Origin of the sequence: Paraburkholderia sp., assembly GCF_026225065.1 — a bacterium.
In the GTDB taxonomy this organism is placed as follows: Bacteria; Pseudomonadota; Gammaproteobacteria; order Burkholderiales; family Burkholderiaceae; genus Paraburkholderia.
In genome coordinates this window covers 1-22,874 of sequence record NZ_JAMFSB010000373.1, presented here as the reverse complement: position 1 = coordinate 22,874, position 22,874 = coordinate 1, and the positions used below count along the sequence as shown (strand labels likewise).

Sequence of the window (22,874 nt, the reverse complement as noted above, 5' to 3'; positions counted from 1 at the left end):
TGCCGGGAATGGTGGAACGCGGCGCGGGCAGCATTGTGAACATCGCCTCGACACATGCCTTCAAGATCATTCCGGGTTGTTTCCCGTACCCGGTTGCGAAGCACGGCGTGATTGGATTGACCCGGGCGCTCGGTATCGAATACGCGCCGCGCAATGTACGCGTCAACGCAATTGCTCCGGGCTACATCGAAACGCAATTAACGCATGACTGGTGGAACGGTCAGCCGGACCCGGCGGCAGCGCAGCAGGCGACGCTCGATCTGCAGCCGATGAAGCGCATCGGCCGCCCGGAAGAAGTTGCGATGACGGCGGTGTTCCTCGCGTCGGACGAGGCACCGTTCATCAACGCGAGCTGTATCACTGTAGATGGTGGGCGCTCAGCGCTGTATCACGACTGAGCCATCGTTTGGAGAAAACACAAGCGGTGCGCCGTGGAAAACGCGCCGCTGTGAAGCAGAACAAAGCGAAGCGCCACAGAGCGCAACGATCAGTTTCAGCCGGTTGACGCGCTGGCCGCGTGTGTCAAGGACCGGATAAGAAGACGCGGCCGATACCTTCTCGTTATCTACTAATTAGTCAGGAGACTGCAACATGAAACGTCGAATTTTCCTCACGCTGGCAGCTGCAGCAGCAGGGGTGCTGTTCAATGCACCGGTCGTCCAGGCCGCCGATCAGGTCAAGATCGGCTTTCTGGTGAAGCAGCCGGAAGAACCGTGGTTCCAGGACGAATGGAAGTTCGCCGAGATCGCTGCCAAGGAAAAGGGTTTCACGCTGGTGAAAATCGGCGCTCCTTCTGGCGAAAAGGTGATGAGCGCGATCGACAACCTGGCTGCACAGAAGGCGCAGGGTTTCATTATCTGCACGCCGGACGTCAAGCTTGGACCGGGGATCGTCGCCAAGGCGAAGGCTGACGGACTGAAGATGATGACGGTCGACGACCGCCTCGTCGACGGCGCTGGCAAGCCGATCGCTTCGGTGCCGCATATGGGCATTTCGGCGTACAACATCGGCAAGCAGGTCGGCGATGGCCTGGCTGCGGAAATCAAGAAGCGTGGCTGGGACATGAAGGATGTAGGCGCGATCGACGTGACCTACAACCAGCTGCCGACCGCAGTTGACCGTACCGGCGGTGCAACCGACGCGCTTGTGGCCGCCGGCTTCCCGAAGGCCAACATCGTTGAAGCTCCGCAGGCAAAGACCGACACGGAAAACGCCTTCAACGCCGCCAACATCGCGCTGACCAAGAACCCGCAGTACAAGCACTGGGTGGCTTACGGACTGAACGACGAAGCGGTGCTCGGCGCTGTGCGTGCAGCGGAAGGCCGTGGTTTCAAGGCTGACAACATGATCGGCATTGGTATCGGCGGTTCGGACTCGGCTCTGAACGAGTTCAAGAAGCCGACGCCGACAGGCTTCTACGGCACCGTCATCATCAGCCCGAAGCGCCATGGCGAAGAAACCTCGACGCTGATGTACGACTGGATCACGCAAGGCAAGGAACCGCCGGCACTCACGCTGACGACGGGCATGCTGGCCACGCGTGACAACGTCGCAGACGTGCGTGAAAAGATGGGCCTGGCATCGAAGTAAGCCGTATTAAATAGAAGTGCAGCGGCTGGGCGCCGGACAGAAATGTTCCGGCGCCCGGCCGTCACGGCAGCACATGCAAGGTGCGGATCAATATCCCGTGCTCGCAGGCGCAACAGCAGTAGAGACAAACCGATGTGCTGGCGACGCGGTAGAAAGGCGCCGGACCGCTCGGTTCACAGGATGCAACAGGAGGCGAAGTGTCAGCGACGCTGCGTTTTGACAATATTGGTAAGGTCTTCCCAGGCGTGCGCGCGCTCGACGGCGTGTCCTTCGACGTGAACGTCGGCCAGGTGCATGGCCTGATGGGCGAGAACGGCGCGGGGAAATCGACCCTGCTGAAGATTCTCGGTGGTGAATATCAGCCGAATTCCGGCCGCCTGTTGATCGACGGCAACGAGGTGCGCTTCGGTAGCGCGGCCGCGTCGATTGCGTCCGGAATCGCGGTGATTCACCAGGAACTGCAATATGTACCCGACCTCACAGTCGCGGAAAATCTGCTGCTTGGCCAGTTGCCGAATTCGCTCGGCTGGGTCAACAAGCGCGAAGCCAAACGCTTCGTGCGCGAGCGGCTCGAAGCGATGGGTGTGGCGCTCGATCCGAACGCAAAGCTGCGCAGACTCTCGATTGCACAGCGTCAGATGGTCGAAATCTGCAAGGCGCTGCTGCGCAATGCGCGCGTGATCGCGCTGGACGAGCCGACCAGTTCGCTGTCGCACAGCGAGACCGAAGTGCTGTTCAAGCTGGTGCGCGACCTGCGCGCCGACAACCGGGCGATGATCTATATCTCGCACCGGATGGATGAGATTTACGAATTGTGCGACGCCTGCACGATCTTCCGTGACGGCCGCAAGGTAGCTTCGCATCCGACGCTGGAAGGCGTGAAGCGCGACACGATCGTGGCCGAAATGGTCGGCCGCGAGATTTCGGACATTTATAGCTACAAGCCGCGCGAGCTTGGAGAAGTGCGTTTCGCCGCCAAAGCGATCGAAGGACACGCGCTCAAGGAGCCGGCCAATTTCGAAGTGCGGCGCGGTGAAATCGTCGGCTTTTTTGGTCTGGTGGGCGCGGGCCGCAGCGAACTGATGCATCTCGTGTACGGCGCCGACAGCAAGAAGAGCGGCGAAATCGTGCTCGACGGCAAGCCGATCAAGGTGCGCAGCGCTGGCGAAGCGATTCGCCACGGCATCGTGCTGTGTCCGGAAGACCGCAAGGAAGAGGGCATCGTCGCGATGGCGACTGTGTCTGAGAACATCAACATCAGCTGCCGCCGTCACTATCTGCGCGCGGGGTTCTTCCTGAACCGCAAGAAAGAAGCGGAAACAGCGGACAGTTTTATCAAGCTGCTGAAGATCAAGACGCCGAGCCGTCGCCAGAAGATCCGTTTCCTCTCCGGCGGCAACCAGCAGAAAGCGATTCTGTCGCGCTGGCTCGCCGAGCCGGATCTGAAAGTGGTGATTCTCGACGAACCGACACGCGGAATCGACGTCGGTGCGAAGCACGAGATCTATAACGTGATTTATCAGCTTGCGGAACGTGGTTGCGCGATCGTGATGATTTCGTCGGAGCTGCCGGAAGTGTTGGGCGTGTCCGATCGGATCGTCGTCATGCGGCAGGGCCGCATCTCCGGCGAGTTGCCGCGCAGCAAAGCGAATGAGCAGGCGGTGCTGAGTCTCGCGTTGCCGCAAAGTTCGACCGCACCGCAAGCCGCCGCGCCCGAAGCGGCCTGATATCGACCACTTACCGGACGCAAGTCCCCAATAACCCGTCAGCCCGTGACGAAAACGGGAGGAGTAATCAAATGCAAGCCAGAGAAAACCTCGCGCAACAGGCCGCCAAGAGCGCCGCCGAAGCGCTGATTCCGCAGAGCAACGACAAGCAGAAATGGTGGCAACAGGTCACCGACTACAGCCTGATCGTGATTTTCGCGATCATGTTCATCACGATGTCGTTGACCGTCGATCACTTCTTCTCGATCGAAAACATGCTCGGGCTCGCGCTGTCGATCTCGCAGATCGGCATGGTGGCGTGCACGATGATGTTCTGTCTTGCTTCACGTGACTTCGACTTGTCCGTGGGCTCCACCGTCGCGTTTGCCGGCGTGCTGTGCGCGATGGTGCTCAACGCCACCGGCAGCACCTTTATCGCGATCATCGCGGCGGTGGTGGCGGGCGGCGTGATCGGCTTCATCAACGGCGCCGTGATTGCGTACCTGCGCATCAACGCGCTGATCACCACGCTCGCGACGATGGAAATCGTCCGCGGCCTCGGCTTTATCGTGTCGCATGGCCAGGCCGTGGGGGTGTCGTCGGATACGTTTATCGCGCTGGGCGGTTTGTCGATGTTCGGCATCTCGCTGCCAATCTGGGTCACGCTGCTGTGCTTCATCGTGTTCGGCGTGCTGCTCAACCAGACCGTGTATGGCCGTAACACGCTGGCAATCGGCGGTAATCCGGAAGCCTCGCGTCTGGCCGGTATCAACGTCGAACGCACCCGTGTTTACATCTTCCTGGTGCAAGGCGCGGTGACCGCGCTGGCCGGTGTGATTCTCGCCTCGCGGATCACCTCGGGTCAGCCGAATGCCGCCGAAGGCTTCGAGCTGAACGTGATCTCCGCGTGCGTGCTGGGCGGCGTATCGCTGCTGGGCGGCCGTGCGACGATTTCGGGCGTGGTGATCGGCGTGCTGATCATGGGTACGGTCGAAAACGTGATGAACCTTTTGAATATCGACGCGTTCTATCAGTATCTGGTGCGCGGCGCGATCCTGCTCGCCGCCGTGCTGCTCGACCAGCTGAAGAACCGCGGCTCGCGCGATTGACGCGCGACGTCCGACTAACTGCCTTCTGAGGAAACGAACGATGTCGTCACCTGCCAATGCCAACGCCCGCCAGGCGGACAACGTGTATGCGCGTTATCCGAGTCTTGAAGACCGCACCGTCCTGATCACTGGTGGCGCGACCGGGATTGGCGCGTCGTTCGTCGAGCATTTTGCGGCGCAGGGTTCGCGGGTCGCCTTCTTCGATATCGACGCGAGCGCCGGCGAGGCGCTGGCGGACGAGCTCGGCGATTCGCGTTACAAGCCGCTGTTTCTGCCCTGCGATCTGACCGACCTCGACGCGCTGCGCAAAGCTGTCGCCGATGTCAAAGCCGCGCTTGGCCCGATCGAGGTGCTGGTCAACAATGCTGCGAACGACAAGCGCCACAAGATCGAGGAAGTGACGCCGGCGTTTTTCGATGCGGCTATCGCCGTGAACATCCGCCACCAGTTCTTTGTGGCGCAGGCCGTGATGGATGACATGAAAGTGGCCGGACGTGGCTCGATCATCAATCTTGGTTCGATTAGCTGGATGTTGAAGCAGGGTGGTTTTCCGGTCTACACCATGTCGAAATCGGCCGTGCAGGGCCTCACGCGCGGTCTGGCGCGAGATCTCGGCCACTTCAATATTCGTGTGAATACGTTGGTGCCGGGCTGGGTCATGACCGAGAAACAAAAGCGCCTGTGGCTTGACGATGCGGGGCGCCGTGCGATCAAGGATGGCCAGTGCATCGATGCCGAGCTATTGCCCGATGATCTGGCACGCATGGCGCTGTTCCTTGCCGCCGACGACAGCAGGATGATCACCGCGCAGGACGTCGTCGTCGACGGAGGCTGGGCGTGAGCGCAGCGGTGCATGCCACGCGTGCGGCGCTGCTGGTCGACGCCAAATGCACGCTCGGCGAGGGCGCGACGTGGTGCTCGCGCAGCGGCCGCTTCTACTGGACCGATATCGAAGGCGCGAAGCTCTGGCGCTATGACCCGCGCGACGGCCGCAGTACGTTCTGGCGCATGCCCGAACGGCTCGCGACATTTGCGCTCTGCGCCAATCCGCACTACCTTTTACTCGGACTCGCCTCGCATCTCGCGTTCTTCGACCTTGCAACTGGCGAGACAGAGCGTATTGTCGATGTCGAGCCGGGGTTGAATACGCGCGTCAACGACGGCCGTTGCGACCGTCAGGGGCGTTTCGTATTCGGTACGAAGGATGAGGGTTCGCCCTTACGCGCAGTGGGTGGGTTCTACCGTCTGAACCGCGATCTGTCACTTGAGCGACTGCCGTTGCCGGCGCCCGCGATTTCGAACAGCATCGCATTCAGTCCGGATGGCGCGACGATGTACTACTGCGATTCGCCGACCCGCGAAATTCGCGCGTGCGATTACGGCGCAGACGGCAGCATCGCGAACGACCGTGTATTCACGACGCTCACGGATGCGACCGGTGAGCCTGACGGGTCGACCGTCGATCGCGACGGCGGTCTGTGGAATGCGCAGTGGGGCGGCGCTCGCGTGGTGCGCTACGGCGCGGATGGAGTCGAAACGGCGCGCGTCACGGTGCCGACCGTGCAGCCGAGTTGCGTGGCGCTGGGCGGCGCACAGCTTGGCACGCTGTACATCACGAGCGCACGCGTCGATCTGGATGCGGCGGCGCTTGCCGGCGACTCCCGCGCAGGCGGCGTGTTCGTGGCCGTGCCGGGACAGCGTGGTTTGCCCGAAGCGGTATTTCAGGGTGCACCGCTGCGGTGCAGGACGAGTGAGTTGATCTAGGAAGAATTCAAAGAGACGGCCGGCCGAGCCGCCCACCTATAAAACATCCGTCAGCGATGACGGCAACGTCTTACGCCTCTCGATTGGAGCCTGATATGACTGTAGCGAATCTCGCATCCGCTTCACAGAGTTCCCAGACTGCACAGACGCGCCGAGCCCGGCTGGCCGCCGCCGCCCACCCGGTGTTAGCGGGGCCAAGTACATCGGCGGTGGCGGTAGGTGAGACAAGTGGCGGCGACGTGGCGTGTGTGACGCTCGCCAACACCCATTTGCGGCTCGATGTGGCGCCGTCGCTTGGCGGCGGCATCACCCGCTTCGACTGGCGCAGCGATGGCGCGCTGGTGCCGATCTTCCGCCGCTGCCGGCATGTCGCGGCCGATACCGACCCGAACCAGTTGGCGTGCTATCCGATGCTGCCTTATTCGAACCGCATCGGCGGCGGTCATTTCGGCGTGGGCGGGCGGCGTATCGACGTGCCGCGCAATCGTGTGGCCGAGCCGCTGCCGATTCACGGCGATGGTTGGCTGGCCCACTGGGGCGTGGCGGAGACGGGCCCGGACCGCGTACGCCTGACACTCGATCGCAGCGACGGCAAGCCCTTCGCCTACCGCGCGACGCAGACGTATGCGCTCGAAGGCCCGACGCTCGTGATTACGCTCGAGGTCGAGAACACGGGACGCGACGCGATGCCGTTCGGTCTTGGCATCCATCCGTTTCTGGTGCGTGACGCGCAGACCGAGCTGTCAGCTGCTGCTGCGGGGCTCTGGTTGCAGGGCGACGACTGGCTGCCGCTGCGCCACGTGCCGGCGCCGCCGGCCTGGCAGTTCGGCGTGGCCTATCCGCTGCCGGAGACCATCGTCAATCATGCTTTTACGGGCTGGAGCGGGCAGGCTGCGGTCGTATGGCCGAAGCGGCGCCTGTCGCTGACGATTGCCTCGGATACCGACTACTACGTGCTCTACACGCCGCCGGGCGAGGACTTCTTCTGCTTCGAACCGGTCGATCATCCGATCAATGCGATGAACCTGCCCGGCGGGGCGGCCTCCCATGGCATGACCATGCTGGCGCGCGGCGAGCATTTGCGCCGCTCGTTCCGGTTTACCGTCGAGCGCACCGGCTTGCGCGCAGCGGCAGGAGCGCGGGGTTCGCGGCGGCAGTGAGGGGAGGTGGCCGCCCGCCTGCTGTGCTCTGGGCGAGGACGGGTAGAATACCCGCCACTTCTTTCATCAGCCCGTCGCGAGCCCGATATGTCCACTTTTATCCAGACACTCAACGACGCCTGGCAGCGCACGAATTCGCTGCTGTGCGTCGGCCTTGATCCCGAGCCCGCGAAATTCCCGGGCGCGCTCACCGGCCGCGCCGATTCGATCTTCGAGTTTTGCCGCACGATCGTCGACGCGACCGCGCCCTATGCCTCGTCATTCAAGCCGCAAATTGCGTACTTCGCCGCCCATCGCGCGGAAGACCAGCTTGAACAACTGATCGCGCATATCCATCGGAATCATCCGGGCCTGCCCGTGATTCTCGACGCGAAGCGCGGCGATATCGGCAGCACCGCCGAGCAGTACGCGCGCGAGGTGTTCGAGCGCTACCAGGCCGATGCCGTGACCGTGAATCCGTATATGGGCTTCGATTCGATCGAGCCGTATCTCGAACACGAGGGTAAGGGCGTGATCGTGCTGTGCCGGACGTCGAACCCGGGCGGCTCGGATCTGCAGTTTCTGGATACGGCTGGGCGTCCGCTGTACCAGGTGGTCGCGCAACTGGCGGCGGAGAAGTGGAATGCGAGTGGCCAGCTTGGGTTGGTGGTGGGCGCGACGTTCCCGAAGGAAATCGAAGTGGTACGCGGCCTTGTCGGCGAGATGCCGCTGCTGATTCCGGGCATCGGCGCGCAAGGTGGCGATGTCGAGGCGACGGTGGATGCGGGCCGCACCGCGGCGGGTACGGGAATGCTGATCAGCTCGTCGCGCGCGATCATTTATGCGGGCAAGGGCGACGATTATGCGCAGGCCGCAGCGAAGGCCGCGCAGGAAACGCGGGATCGGATTAACGCGTATCGGTGAGGGAACGGCGACCTGACGCAGATGGTCTCTTGAGAATTATATCCATTCGGATATAATTCCATTCATGAAGCCAGTGCGATTTCTTGGAGACTCGCTGAAGTGCTTGCGCGAGTTCCCGGAGGACGCCAGGCATGACGTGGGTTATCAGTTAGACAAAGTGCAACGAGGTCACCAGCCGGACGACTTCAAGCCCATGCCGTCGATTGGCAGAGGCGTAGAGGAACTTCGCGTCTGGGATGAGTCCGGCACTTACCGTGTTGTTTACACCGCTCGCGTTGCCGAAGCGGTGTACGTATTGCATGCCTTCCAGAAGAAAACTCAGGCCACATCGCAACGTGACGTAGACGTTGCCAAGGCGAGATATACCGAACTGATGAGGGGTGTGAAATGACTCGAGCCGAAACCTATGCCAGCGTCTGGGACGCACTAGCTGATACGCCGGCGCAGGCCGCTAATTTGCGTACCCGCGCCGAACTGATGCAGCAGATCGCCGAGCTTGTTAAATCGAGCGGATGGACGCAAGTGGAAGCCGCAGCGCATTGTGGCGTGACGCAGCCGCGCATCAACGATTTACTGCGTGGCCGTGTATCGCGTTTTTCGCTCGATGCGCTGGTGAACATTGCCACGGCACTAGGTCGGCGAGTGCATGTGGAACTGGAAGCGGCCTAAGCGCTAATCGATCTGCGCCGCAGGCCCTAATCGCGCAATAAATTCGGCCTGCGCCGGATAGGCGCTTTGCAGCGCATCGACATCAGCCAGTTCAAACTCACTGAACTCAAACCCCGGCGCGACCGTGCAACCGACCAGCGCGAACGTCGCGGGATCCTCGCATTCCGCGGCAAACCACAAACCGGCTGGCACAACTGCCTGAAACACGGTCCCCGGGTGCGTTAGCGCATTACCGAGCCGATGCGTAACCAGTTGTCCATTATCATCAAGCACGTGAACCAGAAGCGGTTCGCCGGCATAGAAGTGCCAGATTTCGTCGGACTTGATCCGATGCCATGCAGAATGCGCGCCATCGCATAACAGGTAGTAAATCGCCGTAGACGCCGCGCGCGTCTCCCCGGCCACCTCACGATTCACCTTCGCCGCCGAGCGATACGTTTCCCGAAAGTATCCACCCTCAGGATGCGCCTGCAGCTCAAAGCGCCGAATAAGATCGTCTTTGCCCAACGGGGGAATCGGCATCGTTACCGCTCGCGCTCGTCGAGCAACGCCAACAGTCCGCGTAGCGCATGCGCCGCCGCCTGCACGCGAATTCTCTCGCGGTCGCCCTTGAACACGACCGTTTCCACCGACGTATGCAGCCGGTTGGTCCAGCCAAACGATACCGTCCCGACCGGTTTCGTCTCAGTGCCGCCACTCGGGCCGGCCACCCCGGTAATCGCCAACGACACCTGCGCGCGGCTATTGCGCAGCGCGCCCTCGGCCATCGCGCGGGCGACCGGTTCGCTGACTGCGCCATGCTTTTCGATCAGATCCGCCGGCACGCCGATCATCTCGCTTTTGGCCTGATTCGAATACGTGACGAAGCCGCGCTCGAACCAGCCGCTGCTGCCGGAGATGTCGGTGATCGCGGTCGCGACCATGCCGCCCGTGCAGGACTCGGCGGTCACGAGCATCAGGCGTTCGTCGCGCAACCGGTTGCTGACGCGGATAGCGAGTTGGTGAACGACGGAATCGGTAGCCATGCGTAGGTCCGGAAAACGTGGGACGGTCAGACCGCCATGCGCCACAGCGCGATCACGAGCAAGGTGAAAAACGCGGCGACCAGGTCATCGAACATGATGCCAAAACCACCTTTCAGTCTGCGGTCGAAGTAACGGATAGGCGGAGGTTTCACCATGTCGAAGAAACGGAACACGATGAAGGACCAGACCTGGCCGGTGAACGAGATCGGCGAGACCATCAGCAGCACCAGCCAGAACGCAACAATTTCGTCCCAGACGATTGCCGATGGATCCTCGATGGCGAGCTTTTTCGCTGTAAAGGCGGTGATCGAGATGCCGGCGAAAAAGCCCACAACGATCAGCACACCCCAGTCGAGCACGGTCAGATAGCGGTTGAGTACGGCGAACGACGCCCATCCGAACAGCGTGCCGACCGTGCCGGGCATGATCGGCGACAGGCCGCTGCCGAAACCGAGCGAGATCAGATGCAGCGGATGGGTCAGCATGAAACGCGCGGTTGCCCGGCGCGGCCGCACAGGTCGCGGCTCGGGCGAGTCCGGCGGTCCTCCGCGTAACGGGCCGTCCCGTTGCGGGCCGCCGGACAATTCGTCGGCCGGGCCGAGCGAGGGTTCAGTCTGCATGGAAATGATCGAAGCCTTGCAACGTCAAGGTGAGCGGGGCGCCGGCTGCGTCATGCCAATGGATTGCAGGGCCGTTCGCCGATGGCTCAAGAACGCTTATTGTACCGACACGGGTGAGCGGAAGATTTACCTTGTGGCCTGCTTCTTCGACCGCCGCGCGCGCGGTCGCCGGCGCGGTGAAGCACAGTTCGTAGTCGTCGCCGCCCGCCAACGTGCAGCGGCGTTGCACTTCGGCGGGCAGCCTGCGCAGCGCGTCCGAGCGGGGCACCGCGTCGGCGTCGACCCGTGCTGTGAGTTGCGAGCGTTCGAGGATATGCAAGAGATCGCCGGCGAGGCCGTCGGAGATATCGAGCGCCGCATGTGCGACGCCCCGTAACGCGAGGCCCAGTTGGACGCGCGGTTCGGGGCGTTCAAGGGCGCGGCGAAATGTCGCAGCATCCTTCTGTTCGGCTGACCACTCGCCGCGTATCACGCCTAATCCCGCGCGCGCGTCGCCGAGCGTGCCGGAAATCCAGATGTCGTCGCCGGGCTGGGCTGCATCGCGGCGCAGCGCCAGTTGTGGCGGAACGCTGCCGAAAACGGTGATGCACAGGTTAAGCGGCCCGGCAGTCGTATCGCCGCCGATCAGGTCGCAACCATAACGTTCTGCAAGTTCAAAGAGCCCGTCGCTAAACGCGGAAAGCCAATCCTCACGCGCCTCTGGCAGGGCGAACGCCAGCGTGAATCCCTGTGGCTGCGCGCCCATTGCGGCCAGATCCGAGAGGTTCACGGCCAACGCCTTATGTCCGAGTGCGTGCGGATCGATATCAGGGAAGAAATGCCGCCCTTCGACCAGCATGTCCGTCGAAATCGCCATCATTTCGCGGGGACGCGGCGCAAGCAATGCGCAATCGTCGCCAATGCCGAGCTCGCCCTCTTTAAGGCGCCGGCTGCCGGCGGCGGCACGGCGCGCAAAAAAACGGTCGATTAGCGAAAACTCGGAGAGCATAGTAGAGGTCCGTGCACGGAAAAGCGTTTTAGCAGCCGCTAACGGCGCGCATTGTACGGTTAAATTGCTGCGCCGCCGCAATGATGGCGACCATGGAGGCACGAAAACTTTCGCTTTATTTCAGTCGCGGCAGCTATGTCCCTGATTGCAGGAATCACGCCAGGGAATGGCGCTACAATGCCATCGAATATCTATTCTAATCCGCACTCCAGCCCGCCTTATGTCGAATCCCGTCAACACCAAACTCCGCGAAGCCGCCCTCGATTATCACGAATTCCCGACTCCCGGGAAGATCGCGATCGCGCCGACCAAGCAAATGATCAACCAGCGCGACCTCGCGCTGGCGTATTCCCCCGGTGTCGCGTTCGCGTGCGAAGAGATCGTCGAGAACCCGTTGAATGCCGCGCGCTTCACCTCGCGCAGCAACCTGGTCGGGGTTGTGACTAACGGTACCGCGGTGCTGGGTCTCGGTAATATCGGCCCGCTCGCGTCCAAACCGGTCATGGAAGGCAAGGCGGTGCTGTTCAAGAAGTTTGCCGGCATCGATGTGTTCGATATCGAGCTGAACGAGTCCGATCCTCACAAGCTGGTCGAGGTGATCGCCGCGCTCGAGCCGACCTTCGGCGGCATCAACCTCGAAGACATCAAGGCGCCGGACTGCTTCATCGTCGAGCGCGAATGCCGCAAACGCATGAAGATTCCCGTGTTCCACGACGACCAGCACGGCACGGCGATCGTCGTCGCGGCGGCGATCACCAACGGCCTGAAGGTCGTCGGCAAGAACATCAAGGAGGTCAAGCTGGTCTCTTCCGGCGCGGGCGCGGCGGCCTTGGCCTGTCTGGACCTGCTGGTCGATATCGGCCTGCCGCTCGAGAACATCACCGTGACCGACCTGGCCGGCGTGGTCTACAAGGGCCGCACCGAGCTGATGGACCCGGACAAGGAGCGTTTCGCGCGCGAAACCGACGCCCGCTCGCTAGCGGAAGCGATCGGCGGCGCGGACATTTTCCTCGGCCTGTCGGCGGGCGGCGTGCTCAAGCAGGAGATGGTCAAGCAGATGGCGGACAAGCCGCTGATTCTGGCGCTGGCTAATCCGACGCCGGAAATCTTGCCCGAACTGGCGCTCGAAGTGCGCCCAGATGCCGTGTTGTGCACGGGCCGTACCGATTACCCGAACCAGGTGAACAACGTCCTTGTCTTCCCGTTCCTGTTCCGCGGCGCGCTGGATGTGGGCGCGACGACGGTGACGCGGGAAATGGAGATAGCCGCGGTCAATGCGATCGCCGAGCTGGCGCGTCAGGAACAGAGCGACATCGTCGCGACGGCTTATGGCATCCAGGACCTGTCGTTTGGGCCGGCTTATCTGATTCCGAAGCCGTTCGATCCGCGTCTGATCGTCAAGGTCGCGCCTGCGGTGGCGAAGGCCGCGATGGCCTCGGGCGTGGCGGAGCGTCCGATCGAAGACATGGACGCGTACGAGCAGCATCTGCAGCAGTTCGTCTACCACAGCGGTACGACGATGAAGCCGATTTTCCAGCTCGCCCGCGGCGTCGAGCCGGAGAAGAAGCGCATTGTGTTCGCGGAAGGCGAAGAAGAGCGCGTGCTGCGCGCGCTGCAGATCGTCGTCGACGAGAAGCTGGCCAAGCCGATCCTGATCGGCCGTCCGGCGGTGATCGAGCAGCGCATTGCGCGCTATGGCCTGCGTCTGATCAACGGTCAGGACTACACGGTGGTCAACACGGACCACGACGAACGCTATCGCGACTTCTGGCAGACGTACCACAAGATGATGGCGCGCAAGGGCATCAGCGAGCAGATGGCCAAGCTCGAAATGCGCCGCCGCACCACGCTGATCGGCTCGATGCTGGTGAAGAAGGGCGAAGCGGACGGCATGATCTGCGGCACAGTCAGCACGACGCACCGCCATCTGCACTTCATCGATCAGGTGATCGGCAAGAAGGAAGGCCGCAACACCTATGCGGCGATGAACGGGCTGGTGCTTCCGGGCCGGCAGATTTTCCTCGTCGATACCCATGTGAACGTCGATCCGACGCCTGAGCAGCTCGCCGAGATCACGATCATGGCGGCGGAAGAAGTGCGCCGCTTCGGCATCGAGCCGAAGATCGCGCTGGTTTCGCATTCGAACTTCGGCACCAGCAACGCGCCGACCGCCCAGAAAATGCGCGACACGCTCGCGATCCTGCGCGAGCGCGCGCCCGATCTGGAAGTAGACGGCGAAATGCACGGCGACGTCGCACTCGACCACAACCTGCGCCGCGAAGTGCTGCCCGAATCGACGCTGGAAGGGGATGCGAACCTGCTGGTCCTGCCGAACATCGACGCGGCCAACATTTCGTACAATCTGCTGAAGACGGCTGCCGGCAATAACATCGCGATTGGCCCGATCCTGCTGGGCGCGGCCAAGCCGGTGCATGTGCTGACCGCTTCGGCGACGGTGCGCCGGATCGTCAACATGACGGCACTGCTGGTAGCGGACGTGATCGCCGCGCGCTAAGCGGCAGGTAGCCCACACGAGCGCCGCAAGGCGAAAAAAAGGCGTGCCCGCAATGGGCACGCCTCTGGGCAAACAGGGGATTGTCACCCAATAAAGACCAAACACGACGGTAAATCCACCTCACGACGTGCGAAACAGAGCGGCCAGATTCGCCTATTCCGCACCTTACCGTCGAGGCTAATTTTATCTTGATCAAGATAAAAAAATCTGTCAAAAGTCGCCAAGATTGCGTGAGCGGGGTGTTCCCGCAACATGGGAACCTTTCGTTCGCCGAACGAACGTTGATTCCAGAGACCATTAGCGATACCCTTACGTCTTTCATGGTCGTCAAACTCGTGATCTGACAGCGGGAACGTGATTCATGGCACGCAAGTGGCTCCGCAACGGCGTGCTCATCGGCGCCCTGGCGTTTGGCGGTTTGTGCGGGAGTCTGGTCAACAGCGCGTTTGCGCGGGACTATTCGGCGCCCAGCAATGGCGACAATCAGGTGCAGGGCACCATCGCGGTCGCGCAGTTGCCGCGTGAAGCAGTCAATACTTTGAACTTGATTGCCGCAGGCGGGCCTTACCCGTATGAGAAGGACGGGATCGTATTCGGCAACCGCGAAGGGCTGCTGCCACCGCATCGGCGCGGCTATTATCACGAATACACCGTTCCTACGCCGCGCGCCCACAATCGCGGCGCGCGTCGCATTGTCTGTGGGGGTCCGCTGCAGCGTACCGATAATTGTTTCTACTCGGACGACCACTACACCAGTTTTAATCGAATTGTTGAATGACATCGGGATGAACGGCATGAGCGACAACGTCTACGCGCACGACTCCGGAGTCGCGACGGATCTTTTCGCGGCCGGCGACGGCAATATGTTTCAGCGCGTCATGCAGATGCGCACGGCCGGTGACGGACGGGACACCCAGAGCGAAGCCAGCACTGTGCTTTCATCGAACGAGGGGCCTATGAGTCTTTTCAAGACCGTACGACCGAACATCGTACAGTCGATCCGCGCGTTTCGCGTGCAGGATCTCGCTGACGAGGCCAGCCAGCTCGGCCAGCACTTTCTGTATGCGTTTTGCGCGAATGCGCAGTCCAAACAAGAAGTTCTCGAAACGATTGCGACGTCGTTTCTGTTTCCGAAGCATTTCGGCAAAAATTACGATGCTCTCTACGATTGCCTGACCGATCTGGTCGCCAAGGCGGGTACGCAACCGGGTTTTGTGATCGTGCTGGAGGCGCTGCCGGTGGCACAGAAATTCGATAAGGAAGGGCGCGAAACGTTGCTCGACGTGTTCCGCGAAGCCTCCGAGTTCTGGGCTGAGCGCAAGGTGGCGTTCCGCGTGTTTTATTCGTTCGCCTGAGCGTCCGGGTCGTCACAATACGCATGACTGAACAAAGCAAAGGCCCGCCTACTGGCGGGCCTTTGCTTTGGGTCGGGTCAGTTCGACATACTGACCAGATTACCAGCCACCCCAGCGCGCAGCCAACGCCGCCAGCACGGCGATCCCCGCCGTTTCGGTGCGCAACACGCGCGGCCCTAGCCCCACAGCGGTAAAGCCATGGCTGGTTGCTGCCGCTTCTTCTGCAGCCGAAAATCCGCCTTCCGGTCCAATCAGCAATATGACGCGTCCGCGTGGCGGTTCGGCCGGCAGCGCGTTGAAGCTGATGCTCGCCCGCGGCGACAACAACAGGCGCAACTCAGCTTCTTCGGTAGCGCGCGGTAGCGCGCCTAGCCACGTCGCGATTTCACGCACCGGTGCGACTTCTGGCAGGCGGTTGCGCCCGCACTGTTCGCATGCAGCGCGCACGATGCCTTGCCAGTGTACGTGGCGCCGTTGTGCGCGTTCGCCGGACAGGCGCACCACACTGCGCGTCGTGGTGAGTGGCACGAAACTGGAAGCACCGAGCTCGACGGCCTTCTCGATCAGCCAGTCCATCTTGTCGCCACCGGCGATGCCTTGCGCGAGGGTCAGGTGATAGGGTGGTTCTACCTCGATTTCGCGGAATTCCCGGATCTTGACGGTAGCCGAACGGCGTTCTACTTCGATCAGTTCGGCGCTGTACTCACCGCCCTCACCGTTGAAAAGCACGATCGAATCACCCGGTTGCAGGCGCAGGACCAGGATGTGCCGTGTGACGTCATCGGGAAGCTGCATGATGTCGTCGGGCTTGAGTGACGTACCGACGAAGAAGCGAGGCATCAGGAAAATACTCATTAGTTCACGAAAGGTGGCGAGCGAGCGCCCATCGGTAGCCGTCCAGGTCTTCGACCTGCGCAAAACGGTCACCCCAGAACTGGTCTTGCGGCTCGCTCAACGATTTCGCGCCAGCCGCCAGCGCTCGCGCATAAACCGCGTCGACATCGTCGACATAAACATAGAATGATTGCGGCGCAATTGCGCCCGCGCTTTTGGGTGTCTTCGCCGCCGAGCCGAACGCGCCTTCCGGCGCGAACATCACGATCAGCTGGCCTTGATAGACCATTTCGACATGCATGACGATCCCGTCATCCTGGACGCTGTCGCGTACCTCGAAGCCAAAGGCCGCTTCGAAGAATGCAATGGCGGCACGTGCGTCCCGTACCGTCAGATAGGGGGTCAACCAGGGCACACCGGCTGGGCGAGAGGCGGTCATGGAGTTCTCCGGATCTAGCTAGGGTCAGCGAGGCACGTGCAGCAGAGCCAGGTAGCCGGCGCACAAGACCTCCGTGCCGACCAAACCACACATTCTGCCGCTGCGTTACCTTACTGGCTTTAAGAATTGACTTAGTTTATCGCGCACTGCGCGAGATGCGGAGAAGAGTCCAGCATGCGCATACTCGTCGTACCAGCCGAGCCCGGAAATCTGCCGGGCGGCAAGGCGCCCGGCGAGTTCGGCCGGAGTAAGGGCGGCGGGGTCGAGCGAGTCGCTGGCGGTGGCCATCATCCAAAGCGAGCCGTGCAGTGGCACGTATGTGCCCATGGTGCGGACCACAGTAAAGGCTTCATTCAGCCCGTCTAACAGCTTCGCAGCACGTGTTGCGTGGAAATACGGCGCGCCGAGATGCATCGACAGGGCAGCGTCCGGGCTCATTACGCGCTTGAGTTGTGCGTAGAACGCCGGGGTGTACAGGACGGCCGCTGGCGAGTCGGGCGGAGTCAGGTCGAATACGATCAGGTCGAACTGTTCTTCGCAGGCGGCCACGAACTCGGCGGCGTCTCCTATTACCAGTTCCACGCGCGGGTCGTCGAACGCGCCGTCGTGCACCTGTGGCAGATATTCACGGGTGAGACGTACGACTTCAGCGTCGAGTTCGGCCACCACGATACGCTTGATGCCCGGATGTCTGAGCAGTTGCCGTGCCGCACCGCCGTCGCCGCCGCCCAATACCAGAGCCGCGCGCGGTGCCGGGTGGGCTAGCGCGTTTGGATGCACCATGCATTCGTGATAGATGAACTCGTCGCCGACGGAAGTCATCGGGCGGCCGTCGAGCGTGAAAAGCCGCCCGAGTTGTGGCGTGTCCCAGACCTCGATCTGCTGATGCGGCGAGGCGACACTCGCGAGGCGTCGCGAGTTGGGGAAGCCGTACAGGACGTAAGGGGTCGGCTGGAAAAGTAGCGGGACGCTCACGGTGGACTGTGCGCGCACGGGCGCGGCGAGTTGGCGATGCTCAGATTATAGAGTCGAAGCTGGGGTGAGCCGGTGTCCGGCCTTGATCTAAACCCGCCGTCCCATGCGGTTCGCGGCCGGAAAGGCCACAACCATCTGTTAGAATGTGACGCTTTGCAGCCTTGTCCGTTTGCTCTGCCCGTATCGCGTCTCCAGGCGCCGCACCGTGCGCCGTAGCAGACTGGCCGCCGAGCTTCCGGACCCGCCGCCCGCGCCCCGCTTTTTGGACTCGTTCTCCGGAACTCGACATGACGACCTCGTCCCCTGCCTCCACCTCCCTGATGGCCAACGCGATCCGCGCGCTGGCTATGGATGCTGTTCAGCAAGCGAACTCCGGCCACCCCGGCATGCCAATGGGCATGGCCGAGATCGGCGTTGCGCTGTGGTCGCGCCATCTGCGCCACAACCCGAAGAACCCGCAGTGGGCTGACCGCGACCGCTTCGTGCTGTCGAACGGCCACGGCTCGATGCTGCTGTATTCGCTGCTGCATCTGACCGGCTACGACCTGCCGATCGGAGAGTTGAAGAACTTCCGTCAGATGCATTCGAAGACGCCGGGCCACCCGGAATACGGCATGACGCCGGGCGTCGAGACGACCACCGGCCCGCTCGGTCAGGGACTGGCCAATGCAGTTGGCATGGCGCTCGCCGAGTCGCTGCTCGCTACGGAATTCAACAAGCCGGACGCGAAGATCGTCGATCACCATACGTATGTGTTCGTCGGTGACGGCTGCCTGATGGAAGGCATCTCGCACGAAGCCTGCTCGCTCGCGGGCGTGCTGAAGCTGAACAAGCTGATTGCGTTCTACGACGACAACGGCATCTCGATCGACGGCGAAGTGGTGAACTGGTTCCATGACGACACACCGAAGCGCTTCGAAGCGTACGGCTGGAACGTGGTCCCGAACGTGATCGGCCATGACGTCGAGGCAGTAGACGCAGCCATCAAGAAAGCCAAGCTGTCGGACAAGCCCACGCTGATCTGCTGCAAGACGGTGATCGGCGAGGGCGCGCCGACCAAGGCCGGCAGCCACGATTCGCACGGCTCGCCGCTCGGCGAGAAGGAAATCGCGGGCGCGCGTGAAAAGCTCGGCTGGAAATGGGCACCGTTCGAGATCCCGGCGGAAGTCTACGCAGCATGGGATGCGAAGGAAGCCGGCGCGCAAAACGAAGGCGAGTGGAACAAGGCGTTTGCCGCCTACGAGGCCAAGTATCCGCAGGAAGCTGCTGAATTCACGCGCCGTATGGCCAAGCAACTGCCGGCCGATTGGGCGCAGAAGGCTCAGGCCATCATCGCCGGTGCGAACGAGCGCGCGGAAACCATCGCCACGCGCAAGGCGTCGCAGCAGGCCATCGAAGGTTTGTCGACCGTTCTGCCGGAACTGCTCGGCGGCTCGGCCGACCTGACCGGTTCGAACCTCACCAACTGGAAGGCGACCAAGCCGGTGCGCGTCAACGCGGAAGGCCGCGCAGCCGGTAACTACGTCAACTACGGTGTGCGCGAATTCGGCATGAGCGCCGCCATCAATGGCATCGCGGTGCACGGCGGCTTCAAGGCATTTGGCGGCACGTTCCTGACGTTCTCGGACTACAGCCGCAACGCGCTGCGCGTTGCCGCGCTGATGAAGGCACCGTCGATCTTCGTGTTCACTCACGATTCGATCGGCCTCGGCGAAGACGGCCCGACCCACCAGTCCATCGAGCACGTCGCCAGCCTGCGCCTGATTCCGCATCTGCAAGTCTGGCGTCCGGCCGACACCGTTGAAACAGCGGTGGCGTGGACCCAGTCGGTTGAACATCATGGTCCGTCGGTGCTGATCTTCAGCCGTCAGAACCTGCTGTTCTCGGAACGCACCGACGCGCAGATCTCCAACATCGCCAAGGGCGGTTACGTGCTGCGCGACTGGAACGACGAGATCGTCGCGCGCAAGGTCATCCTGATGGCGACCGGCTCGGAACTCGAGCTGGCGCTGAACGCAGTCGAGCCGTTGGCACGCGAAGGAATTGCTGCGCGCGTGGTGTCGATGCCGGCTACCACCGTGTTCGACCAGCAGGACGCCGAGTACCGCGAACGTGTGCTGCCCAAGGGCGTGCGCCGTGTCGCGATCGAAGCGGGCGTGACGGATTTCTGGCGCAAGTACGTGGGTCTGGAAGGCGGCGTGGTCGGTATCGACACGTTCGGCGAATCGGCCCCGGCTGGCGTGTTGTTCAAGCATTTCGGCTTCACCGTCGAGCATGTCGTAGAGACGGCCAAAGCCGCACTCGGCTGATGAGTGTCCGGTTCTCGCCGCGTGTGCTCCACGCCTGGCGGGAATCGGCCTAGCAGAGCCAACATGGACGTATTTTTTTAGCCATCAGGAGATAGACCATGACGATTCGCGTCGCAATCAACGGCTACGGCCGGATCGGCCGCAACACGCTGCGCGCCTTCTATGAAAACGGCAAGAAGCACGACATCCAGATCGTCGCCATCAACGACCTGGGCGATGCCAACACGAACGCCCACCTGACGCAATACGACACGGCTCACGGCAAGTTCCCGGGCGAAGTGTCGGTGGACGGCGATTACCTCGTCGTCAACGGCGACCGTATCCGCGTGCTGGCGAACCGTAACCCGGCCGAACTGCCGTGGGGCGAACTGAACATCGACGTCGTGATGGAATGCACGGGCTTTTTCACGACCAAGGAAAAGGCCAGCGCGCACCTCAAGGGCGGCGCAAAGAAGGTCCTCATCTCGGCACCGGGTGGTAAGGATGTCGACGCAACGATCGTCTACGGCGTGAACCACAAGGTGCTGAAGGCATCGGATACGGTGATCTCCAATGCATCGTGCACGACGAACTGCCTGGCACCGCTGGTCAAGCCGCTGAACGACAAGATCGGTCTGGAAAACGGTCTGATGACCACGATCCACGCTTACACGAACGACCAGGTTCTGACTGACGTGTATCACGAAGACCTGCGCCGCGCGCGCTCGGCCACGCACAGCCAGATCCCGACGAAGACGGGTGCTGCATCGGCTGTCGGCCTCGTGCTGCCGGAACTGAACGGCAAGCTGGACGGCTACGCGATCCGCGTCCCGACCATCAACGTGTCGATCGTCGATCTGTCGTTCATCGCCAAGCGCGATACGACGGTGGACGAAGTCAATGCGATCATGAAGGAAGCGTCGGAAGGCGAACTGAAGGGCATCCTCGGCTACAACAAGGCGCCGCTGGTGTCGATCGACTTCAACCACAACCCGGCTTCGTCGACCTTCGACGCGACGCTGACCAAGGTATCGGGCCGTCTGGTGAAGGTGTCGAGCTGGTACGACAACGAGTGGGGCTTCTCGAACCGCATGCTGGATACGGCTGTTGCGCTCGCGAACGCGAAGTAAGCTGGACCGCTGCCGAGCCTGATTTGATTCAGGCGCTGTAGATTAGAAGGCCGCTCCTGGAGCGGCTTTTTTATGCGCGTGTGGTTAGGCCCACGCTCCCCTCATGCGGCGGGGCTATCCCTTCGGCACCGGGAAATACACGCCCGCACGCTGCGCAGCATTGGTGATGTGCGTCTCAATTGCCTTGCCGGCCGCGGCGGAATCGCGCGTCTTGAGCGCATCGAGAATCTCGCGATGCTCGTGATAAGTAGAGAGCACCAGCTCGCGCTTGAAGAACGGCATGCGCTGGCTCTCTTTCATGATGTCCGAACTGCTACGCAGGATCGATTCGATCGCGGCATTGCCGGCAATGCTGACGATGCGCATATGAAAATCAAAATCGAGCTGCGCGGCTTCATCGAGTTCGTTGCTGGCGAGCGCGCCGTGCATCGCATCGATGTTCTCCTCGAACCACGCAAGGTCAGTGTCGCTGATCGCCAGCGCCGCCATGCGCGCTACGAATCCTTCGAGCGCAAAGCGCATCTGATACGTATCCGGCAGGGAAGACTGTTCCGCAAAACGCCAGGGGTTCGCTGAGGACACCTGCGAGCTCTCGACATACACGCCCTTGCCGGGGCGGATCATCAACAGGCCAAGCGCCTCGAGCGTCGATAGCGCCTCACGCAGCGAAGCGCGGCTGATGGCCAGTTCTTCGGAGAGCTGACGTTGTGCGGGCAACAAACTTCCCACCGGATACACGCCGCCCTCGATCCGTTCGCGGATGGTGGCAATGGCGGAGTCGGTGACGGTGTGCGGGACGTTCTTCATGATCCTCGACGGAAGCGCGTGGTCTGACCGGCATTGTAATCCCCGGCTTCGACGCACGCACCGCACAATTAATCTCCGCACAAAAGAGCGCCGCAACAACCTGACGGCAGGCGGGTAAACGCTATTAATTTCCGCCTTGACGGGACTATATCGGCTTCCTACTATTCGCCATAACAGTACTGGTCGGACCAGTATGAACAGATGAAATCCGTAACCGGGAGAAGGCCGTGTTGAAGTTTTTCAATTCGCTGTTTGGCCGGGTGGTGATCGCCCTGGTGGCGGGCATCGTGATCGGCGCGCTGTTTCCGCATTTCGCACAGTCGTTGCGGCCGCTCGGCGACGGCTTTCTCAAGCTGATCAAGATGGTGATCGGTCCGATTGTGTTCTGCGTGGTGGTGAGCGGCATGGCGCACGCGGGCGACCTGAAGAAAGTGGGCCGGGTCGGCCTGAAGGCGGTGGTCTACTTCGAGTTCATGACGACGATTGCGCTGGTGATCGGCGCGGTGCTGGCGTATGTCACGAAGCCCGGCGTCGGCATGAACATCAACCTGCATTCGCTCGATGCGGCCTCGCTTAATACCTACACGGAGCACACCAAAGATCTGAAGGACACCGCAGGATTTCTGCTGAAGATCATTCCGGATACGGCCTTCAGCGCGTTCGCCACGGGCGACATCCTGCAGATCCTCGTGTTCTCGGTGCTGTTCGGCTCGGCTTTGTCACTGCTTGGCGGCAAGGCTCAGAAGGTGAGCGGCCTGATCGACGAACTGGCACAAGTGTTCTTTCGCGTGATGAGCTTCATCATCAAGCTGGCGCCGCTCGGCGTGCTCGGCGCGATTGCGTTCACCACGGGTACCTACGGTGTCGCCTCGCTCGAGCAACTGGGACTGCTGGTGGTGGTGTTCTACGCGAGCTGTATCGTGTTCGTCGCCGTGGTGCTTGGCGTCGTGATGCGTCTGGCCGGCTTTAGCGTCTTCAAGCTGATCCGCTATCTGCG

24 protein-coding genes are annotated in these 22,874 nt (G+C 61.9%); 16 read left to right on the top strand and 8 right to left on the bottom strand.

Features of this window, described 5'->3' with window-relative positions:
* The 10 genes from M0954_RS26170 to M0954_RS26125 form a co-directional block, all read left to right on the top strand.
* Positions 1-398, top strand: a 398-nt coding sequence (locus M0954_RS26170) for an SDR family oxidoreductase (RefSeq protein ID WP_297356349.1), incomplete at its 5' end; no start/stop codon positions are given.
* A 193-nt stretch (positions 399-591) separates the two neighbouring features.
* Positions 592-1,590: an arabinose ABC transporter substrate-binding protein gene (locus tag M0954_RS26165; protein WP_122152568.1), complete on the top strand. Its 999-nt coding sequence runs from the start codon at positions 592-594 to the stop codon at positions 1,588-1,590.
* A gap of 197 nt (positions 1,591-1,787) precedes the next feature.
* Positions 1,788-3,317 carry an L-arabinose ABC transporter ATP-binding protein AraG gene (gene araG / locus M0954_RS26160; RefSeq protein WP_122152567.1) on the top strand — a complete coding sequence of 510 codons (1,530 nt, stop codon included), beginning with the start codon at positions 1,788-1,790 and terminating at the stop codon, positions 3,315-3,317.
* 71 nt (positions 3,318-3,388) lie between these two features.
* Entirely contained in the window at positions 3,389-4,405 is a 1,017-nt protein-coding gene (gene araH, locus M0954_RS26155; RefSeq protein ID WP_122152566.1) for an L-arabinose ABC transporter permease AraH, read from the top strand.
* Between the two features lie 40 nt (positions 4,406-4,445).
* Entirely contained in the window at positions 4,446-5,246 is an 801-nt protein-coding gene (locus M0954_RS26150; RefSeq protein ID WP_122152565.1) for an SDR family NAD(P)-dependent oxidoreductase, read from the top strand.
* Positions 5,243-6,169 (top strand): SMP-30/gluconolactonase/LRE family protein, encoded by a 927-nt coding sequence (locus M0954_RS26145; RefSeq protein WP_297356347.1) that lies wholly within the window; start codon positions 5,243-5,245, stop codon positions 6,167-6,169. Before M0954_RS26150 ends, M0954_RS26145 begins: the two co-directional genes overlap by 4 nt.
* A 95-nt stretch (positions 6,170-6,264) precedes the next feature.
* On the top strand, positions 6,265-7,329 hold the full coding sequence (locus tag M0954_RS26140) for an aldose 1-epimerase (RefSeq protein WP_122152563.1): 1,065 nt from the start codon (positions 6,265-6,267) through the stop codon (positions 7,327-7,329).
* Between the two features lie 87 nt (positions 7,330-7,416).
* Positions 7,417-8,232: an orotidine-5'-phosphate decarboxylase gene (pyrF, locus tag M0954_RS26135; protein ID WP_297356345.1), complete on the top strand. Its 816-nt coding sequence runs from the start codon at positions 7,417-7,419 to the stop codon at positions 8,230-8,232.
* 64 nt (positions 8,233-8,296) lie between these two features.
* On the top strand, positions 8,297-8,623 hold the full coding sequence (locus tag M0954_RS26130) for a type II toxin-antitoxin system RelE/ParE family toxin (RefSeq protein WP_122152561.1): 327 nt from the start codon (positions 8,297-8,299) through the stop codon (positions 8,621-8,623).
* Positions 8,620-8,901, top strand: coding sequence for an XRE family transcriptional regulator (locus M0954_RS26125; protein WP_122152560.1), 282 nt, complete (start codon positions 8,620-8,622; stop codon positions 8,899-8,901). Before M0954_RS26130 ends, M0954_RS26125 begins: the two co-directional genes overlap by 4 nt.
* A gap of 3 nt (positions 8,902-8,904) precedes the next feature.
* On the opposite strand, the gene M0954_RS26120 is transcribed toward M0954_RS26125, so the two are convergent.
* Genes M0954_RS26120 through thiL form a run of 4 tightly spaced genes read right to left on the bottom strand, consistent with a single transcriptional unit; the run spans position 8,905 to position 11,534 of the window.
* Positions 8,905-9,423: a cupin domain-containing protein gene (locus M0954_RS26120; RefSeq protein WP_123384854.1), complete on the bottom strand. Its 519-nt coding sequence runs from the start codon at positions 9,421-9,423 to the stop codon at positions 8,905-8,907.
* A 2-nt stretch (positions 9,424-9,425) separates the two neighbouring features.
* On the bottom strand, positions 9,426-9,926 hold the full coding sequence (locus tag M0954_RS26115; protein ID WP_122152558.1) for a CinA family protein: 501 nt from the start codon (positions 9,924-9,926) through the stop codon (positions 9,426-9,428).
* Positions 9,927-9,952: 26 nt separating this feature from the next.
* Positions 9,953-10,546, bottom strand: coding sequence for a phosphatidylglycerophosphatase A (locus M0954_RS26110; RefSeq protein ID WP_297356343.1), 594 nt, complete (start codon positions 10,544-10,546; stop codon positions 9,953-9,955).
* Positions 10,536-11,534, bottom strand: a complete 999-nt coding sequence (gene thiL, locus M0954_RS26105; protein ID WP_297356341.1) for a thiamine-phosphate kinase — start codon at positions 11,532-11,534, stop codon at positions 10,536-10,538. The genes M0954_RS26110 and thiL overlap by 11 nt, the downstream gene beginning before the upstream one ends.
* A 220-nt stretch (positions 11,535-11,754) precedes the next feature.
* Here thiL and M0954_RS26100 point away from each other — a divergent pair, with 220 nt between their 5' ends.
* The 3 genes from M0954_RS26100 to M0954_RS26090 all read left to right on the top strand — a co-directional run bounded on the left by M0954_RS26100 (position 11,755) and on the right by M0954_RS26090 (position 15,404).
* A complete protein-coding gene (locus M0954_RS26100; RefSeq protein ID WP_297356339.1) occupies positions 11,755-14,049 on the top strand; it encodes an NADP-dependent malic enzyme in 2,295 nt (764 codons plus the stop codon).
* A 361-nt stretch (positions 14,050-14,410) separates the two neighbouring features.
* Entirely contained in the window at positions 14,411-14,827 is a 417-nt protein-coding gene (locus M0954_RS26095; protein WP_123384851.1) for a ribonuclease, read from the top strand.
* Positions 14,828-14,843: 16 nt separating this feature from the next.
* Positions 14,844-15,404: a barstar family protein gene (locus M0954_RS26090; RefSeq protein ID WP_122155451.1), complete on the top strand. Its 561-nt coding sequence runs from the start codon at positions 14,844-14,846 to the stop codon at positions 15,402-15,404.
* A gap of 99 nt (positions 15,405-15,503) precedes the next feature.
* Here M0954_RS26090 and M0954_RS26085 read toward each other — a convergent pair whose 3' ends face one another.
* From M0954_RS26085 to speE, 3 genes are all read right to left on the bottom strand, one after another.
* A complete protein-coding gene (locus M0954_RS26085) occupies positions 15,504-16,244 on the bottom strand; it encodes a 16S rRNA (uracil(1498)-N(3))-methyltransferase (RefSeq protein WP_297356338.1) in 741 nt (246 codons plus the stop codon).
* A 19-nt stretch (positions 16,245-16,263) separates the two neighbouring features.
* Positions 16,264-16,677, bottom strand: a complete 414-nt coding sequence (locus M0954_RS26080) for a glyoxalase/bleomycin resistance/extradiol dioxygenase family protein (protein WP_122152550.1) — start codon at positions 16,675-16,677, stop codon at positions 16,264-16,266.
* A 105-nt stretch (positions 16,678-16,782) separates the two neighbouring features.
* Complete coding sequence (gene speE, locus M0954_RS26075) at positions 16,783-17,652, bottom strand: polyamine aminopropyltransferase (RefSeq protein WP_297356336.1); 870 nt, start codon at positions 17,650-17,652, stop codon at positions 16,783-16,785.
* A 287-nt stretch (positions 17,653-17,939) separates the two neighbouring features.
* Here speE and tkt point away from each other — a divergent pair, with 287 nt between their 5' ends.
* Together tkt and gap are read left to right on the top strand one after the other, a co-directional pair.
* Positions 17,940-19,961, top strand: coding sequence for a transketolase (gene tkt, locus M0954_RS26070; protein WP_133892416.1), 2,022 nt, complete (start codon positions 17,940-17,942; stop codon positions 19,959-19,961).
* Positions 19,962-20,059: 98 nt separating this feature from the next.
* Positions 20,060-21,070 (top strand): type I glyceraldehyde-3-phosphate dehydrogenase, encoded by a 1,011-nt coding sequence (gene gap / locus M0954_RS26065; RefSeq protein ID WP_297356334.1) that lies wholly within the window; start codon positions 20,060-20,062, stop codon positions 21,068-21,070.
* Between the two features lie 114 nt (positions 21,071-21,184).
* On the opposite strand, the gene M0954_RS26060 is transcribed toward gap, so the two are convergent.
* The gene (locus tag M0954_RS26060) at positions 21,185-21,877 is read right to left on the bottom strand and encodes a FadR/GntR family transcriptional regulator (protein WP_123384849.1); all 693 of its coding nucleotides are present in this window, start codon (positions 21,875-21,877) and stop codon (positions 21,185-21,187) included.
* Positions 21,878-22,104: 227 nt separating this feature from the next.
* Between M0954_RS26060 and M0954_RS26055 the strand changes: the two genes are divergently transcribed.
* Positions 22,105-22,874: cation:dicarboxylase symporter family transporter (locus M0954_RS26055; protein WP_297356333.1), on the top strand; the 770-nt coding region annotated here is incomplete at its 3' end.